The sequence below is a fragment of the Vibrio hibernica genome (assembly GCF_015223435.1).
GTDB lineage: Bacteria > Pseudomonadota > Gammaproteobacteria > Enterobacterales > Vibrionaceae > Vibrio > Vibrio hibernica.
Map to the genome: position 1 here is coordinate 1 of NZ_VHKO01000091.1, position 5,756 is coordinate 5,756.

Annotated in this window: 2 protein-coding genes; one reads left to right on the forward strand and one right to left on the reverse strand. The window is 37.0% G+C overall.

Annotation, left to right across the window (positions count from 1 at the left end; translation table 11 throughout):
- The coding region (locus tag FH976_RS15350; protein ID WP_194091657.1) for a site-specific integrase at window positions 1-500 on the forward strand (500 nt) is incomplete at its 5' end.
- Window positions 501-625: 125 nt separating this feature from the next.
- Here FH976_RS15350 and FH976_RS15355 read toward each other — a convergent pair.
- The gene (locus FH976_RS15355) at window positions 626-5,494 is read right to left on the reverse strand and encodes a DEAD/DEAH box helicase (RefSeq protein ID WP_194091658.1); all 4,869 of its coding nucleotides are present in this window, start codon (window positions 5,492-5,494) and stop codon (window positions 626-628) included.
- Window positions 5,495-5,756: the final 262 nt, after the last annotated feature.

The following is a 5,756-nucleotide window of genomic DNA, read 5'->3' on the forward strand; positions in this document are numbered from 1 at the left end:
GTCGACCTACACCGCAAGAACTAAGAGATATTGAAGCTGTACTATTTGATCGACAAAATCACCATGCAGCAGGAATCCCATTGGTTGATATTTTCCATTTTTCTATCGCTACTTGCATGAGGCTTGGAGAGGTGACACGAATACGATGGGAAGATCTCGATATTAAAAACAAAAAGATAATCATTAGAGATAGGAAAGATCCACGCCATAAGATTGGAAACCATTGCACCATTCCATTGCTTGGAGATTCTTTAAAAATAATCTTAAAACAGCCCAAACTTGATAACGAAGGAAGAATTTTCCCCTACAACCCTCAGTCGATAAGTGCAGCTTGGCAAAGGACGTGTAAAAAACTAAAGATCCTTGATTTACGCTATCACGATTTAAGAGCGGAAGGAGCTTGTCGCCTTTTCGAATCTGGTATGAGTATTGTTGAAGTATCAAAAATCACTGGACACAAAGACATAAACATCTTGAATAACATCTACCTTAGGATTTAGATCTATCTGATAACAACAAAAGCCACCAGCCAAGAACAAAATTGATTTGGTGGTATTTAGCCCCGATAGAAACAATTCAAGCAGCGATAACACTCTCGCTGCTTGAGATTTAAGGATGAGTTAAATCATGAAAGTATATTGAAATCTAGCTTAGGTAATGTATCAACAATCTTCATAGTCTCTAAGCTGACAGTGATAACACGAAGAACCAGCTCAAGTGGGTATTTCGGATTATTCATTGTCTCAGTTGCCCAAAGATTAGCATCATTAACAATACCACTCGCTTTATCTGTCTTAACGCATTGGCGCTCCATTACCCATGCAATAGCTGATTTACCATTCACGACATAACGATAAGCATCTTCCGGTATGTTGTTAATGGTAATTCTGTGGTTGTAAATGATAGATGATTTATCATCAACACTTTTACCATCTACTCTTTTCTTAGGATGCTTCATTTTTTCAACATAGTAATGAGTATCTTCTGTCGCTTGACTATCCAGTTCTACTTTGTAACATTCAACCGTTTCATAGTTGATATGCAAATCCGACAACTTTCTACCGGCTTGGCTGAAAGCAGTAAAATCACTTGCTTCTTTTACACGAGGGATTCGTGGTAATTCTTTTGATAAGTTATCAGCATACTTAGAGCGATAATCCTCACTATGAAGCAAACCATAGATATAGTAGAAAATATCTTCCTTACTAATACTTAGCTCAGGGTAGTTTTTTTGAAAGTGAGCTAATGATTCATCATTAATGCCATCTGTTTGTTTTGTTCCAGTTTCATCATAAAAGTAAAGAGGAAAACATTGAGATTTGCCTATACTGTCATAGCAAGGAATATGATTCGTTATTATAGTTGAAAAGTCTTTTGATCCAATGCCAGATGTATGGATTATTAGATTATGAATGCCTTTCTTCGGCAATAGTTTCGATACTTGAGAAGAAGACTCTATAAAATCCTTATCGAAATAAACCCAATTTTTTGTAAATGGTCGATAAAGACCAATATTACATTTACTTTCGTTAAACAAGAATCGAGTTCCCTTAGCTAGGTTGTTTTTTAAGCTCCTTGACCAACTGATATCTATAGGATTTATATTAATTTCATTTATAGATAGTTTTGCAATTTCTTGTGGTGTTCTGTTTGAATATTTTGACTGAACTTTTAAAACCTCACGATTATAATTAGAAATCATTTTATTCATATTATATTGAACAGATTTTTTGCTACTATTCCAGCACCATGAATCACGGCTACTGACAATTCCTAAACTATAACGATCGTAAATTTTAGGCACATTAGCCTTACTGGTAATTGAAATGAAATTAGAAAAACTATCATCTCGCTGATTGACCCAGTCACCATGAGTATCAGGAACAATTTCTACCCAAGAATCTGTATCAGTGATCCCTTTTAAACTGGTAAAGTTTGCAATTTTTTCTAGCTTTTGCTCTCGGTTCAAATAGTCACCGATATCATGGTAGTAGATTTTCCCATGTTCGAGAGCATCTGGATTTTTGACTAAAACAGATATAGCTATAGGAGCCCGACTGCCACTACCAAATATTTTCCCTCCTTCTTTTCTTGATTGCTCACCTTGTGTTCTTTGATTACCTCTCAGATGGAAGATCCAAATATTTGAAAATTCATCCGCTAAGCATTTACGAATACCAGCAGCACTATTTGAGTCAATAAAACCAGCATTAGTTACAAAACCAACAACGCCAGCATCACCAATACGATCGGATGCCCAACGAATTGCTCGAATATAGCTATCATAAAGAGCATTTTTTAGCGTTGATTCACTTTGCGCTACATAAGTTTCGGCCAAACGTTGATCTAACTTAGGATACTTTAAGTTTTGGTTATTATCATTAGCACTATCTTGCCCTGATGAATATGGTGGATTCCCCATAATCACACGGATTTCTTTCAGGTTACGCTGATGAATGCGACGGCGGCTATTTTCCGCTAATGCATTTTGTATTTGGTCATCTTGCTCGTGTAACTGGAAAGTATCCGTTAAACAAATTCCTTTGAAAGGCTTGTAATCTCCACCAGCAACACCATGGTATACAGCCTCTATGTTAATAGCAGCAATATAATAAGCGAGTAATACAAGTTCATTGGCATGAATTTCATTTTCATACTTATGAGGTAAGTCTTCAGGTTTGATAATGCCACTTTGAAGCAAGCGAGTAACGAAAGTACCTGTGCCTGTAAATGGGTCAAGAATATGAACACCTTTACTGCCCAAACTTTGGTTAAACTGAGTTTGTAACACATGCTCAATACTATGAATGATGAAATCCACTACCTCAACTGGTGTATATACAATACCTAAACGCTCAGTCATTCTAGGAAAAGCATTTCTAAAGAATTTATCGTACAGTTCTAGAATGATTTTTTGTTTACCTGCCGCATTATCAATACCTTCTGCTCTAAATTTCACACTAGCGTAGAATTTCTCAAGGCTGTCACTTTCTTTTTGAATATGATGCTCTTGTAAAAGATTTAGGATCTTATCCATTGCTTGGGAAACACAGTTGTCACGGCCGAAACTATAACCTTCAAATAGTGCTTCAAATACAGGTTGAGTAATAAGATGCTGAGCCAGCATTTCTATGACTTCAGCTTCGGTAATAGCATCATTCAGATCATCACGTAACTCTGTGACAAATTCTTGGAAAGCCTTCTTCTCGGCTTTATTTTCAGGTGAAGTAACGATTGTTGTTATACGATTAATATGGGTACGAGCAATTTTAGAGATATCATTTGCCCATTCCTCCCAGTGGTTTCGGTTACCGCACTTTTCCACCACTTTGGCAACTAAAGCTCTTTCCAACTCACCTGTTTCAAATTCAAAATTCATATCAACTTGATTTTGAGCTGAAGTACCTTGATTTGTACCAATGCTAGAACCTGCTTTAGCTTTATTAGCAAGTTCATTCCTTTTACGTGTCTTGCTTGCTTTCTGTGCTCTTACTGTTGCATCAGTAACAGCAATTACTTCCATTTTCTTATTATCGTTGTTCGTTAGATCCAGCTTGTTGATCATGGCATCAAAGCGATCATCGTGAGAACGCAGAGCTTGCAAAACTTCCCATACGACACGGTAAGTTTGGTTGTCATTCAATGCTTCAGTTGCATTCATACCAGTTGGAACAACAACAGGAAGAATAACGTAACCACGAGTTTTATTAGGCGCATTACGCATTACTCGGCCAACAGATTGAACAACATCAACTTGTGAATTACGAGGAGTTAAAAATAGGACGGCATCAAGGGCTGGAACATCAACACCTTCAGATAAACAGCGAACATTAGACAGAATTTTACAGCTATTTTCTTCTGGCTCTTGTTTTAGCCAATTGATTTTTTCTTCTTTGGTGGTTGCATTCATACTGCCATCAACATGCTGCACCTCACAAACAAGATCATCAGCATCATTTTCTTTTTCTTGATAGGCATCCACAACCGCTTGGAACATATCAGCAATTTGCTTTGAACTCACCTTATGCTTTGTTTTGCCCGTTGAAGGCTCTATGACTTGGCAGAATGCAACCGCTCGTTTCATAGGTAATGGATCAAGCTCAACACCCTCCTTCATTTGGTGCTTACTAAGTGCTTTCCAACAACCAATAATTTTCGCAGCATCATCTACCTTTAGGCTGTTATTCTCATCTTTTAAGAGATTTTGAATTCGACGGGTAATATGATGCTCATCCATTGTTAATACGATAACTTTGTAATCACACAACAATCCACGACTCACTGCTTCAGAGAAAGTCAGTACAAATAATTCTTTACCATAAATAGATTCATCATCCATTGAAGCAAGAGTTACTTCACCTTTATCAGCTTTAGCTTTAGCCACTTCACCATAAATGCGAGGCGTAGCAGTCATATAAAGACGCTTTTTACTTTGAATGAAATCTTTATCATGAACTTTCACGAAAGCACTTTCATCTGTGCCCGCAAATGTGGCACCAGTGGTGCGGTGAGCTTCATCACAAATGATTAAATCAAATTCACTAAGAGAATATTCTTTCTGAGCATTACCAATAACTTCAATAGAGTGATAGGTACTAAATATCACACTCATATGTTCATCATCATGTCTTTGTTCAAATTCTTTAGCTAACTGCTTTGCATTAGTGGTTGCTGGGTAGCGCAGTTCATGAGTGAACGTTTGAACAATATCATCGTCTTTTTTGCGTTTTTTCCCCACTTCACTATCAGAACAAACAGCAAATGAATGCAATGGAATTTGTGTATGATGTGTCCATTCGGTCAATGTTTGTGATAACAAAGACAAGCTAGGAACAAGGAATAACACTTTACCGCCTTTGCCAGCAATTTCTTCCGCTATTTTCAATGAGGTAAAAGTCTTACCAGTACCACATGCCATGATTAGTTTGCCTCGTTCAGCCGTAGCTAAACCGCTTTTTACACCTTGGATTGCATTTTGTTGATGTGGCCGAGGGGAGTTTTTAGCTTTAAGAGTAACTGTTGCAGCATCAGGCTTATATTTACTCCAGTCAATTTGACTATCTTCTAAAGCTTGTAAATCAATTTTAGTCACAGGTGGATTCTGACCAATTAAAGCGGCTTCTGCATTTTCACTCCAATTATTTGTTGTAGTAACAATAATGCGATGCTTAAACGGAGCTTGACCTGAAGCAGTAAAAAAACTGTCTATATCTTTCTTTTGAACACGATGTTCATCTGCATAAAACTTACATTGGATTGCATGGTATTCACCTGTCGCTGCTGTTTTTGCAACTAAATCAATACCAACATCCTTTCCATCTCGACCATATGATTTAGCCCATTCACTATAAGTAAAAACTTCACAATAGTGATCTTTATAAGCTGGTTCATTTTTAAAGAATGCAACTGTAAGCTCTTCAAAATATGTGCCTTTTTCTCGTTCAGATTGGCTAGCTACTCTAAACTCATCGAGTAAATCAGTAAGGTGTGACATTGCGATTCCTAATGAAAGTTGCGACAAACAATATACTTGCAAAAAATAGTGTTGATTTTGCCTTATTTGGACAGAAAAAAGAATCAATACAAGCTTCAGATGTGAAATCCACCAAGGAAAATTCAAGTTCTTCAGCCCTAACAATTCCTTTAAACAAACAAAAAAATCACCTGCAAGAACTTTTTTCGAAAAAAACTCGGCACTTTTGCAAAAAGTACCGAGTGAAATGCCTGTTTTGAGTTGCTGCGTTTTTACATGCCGA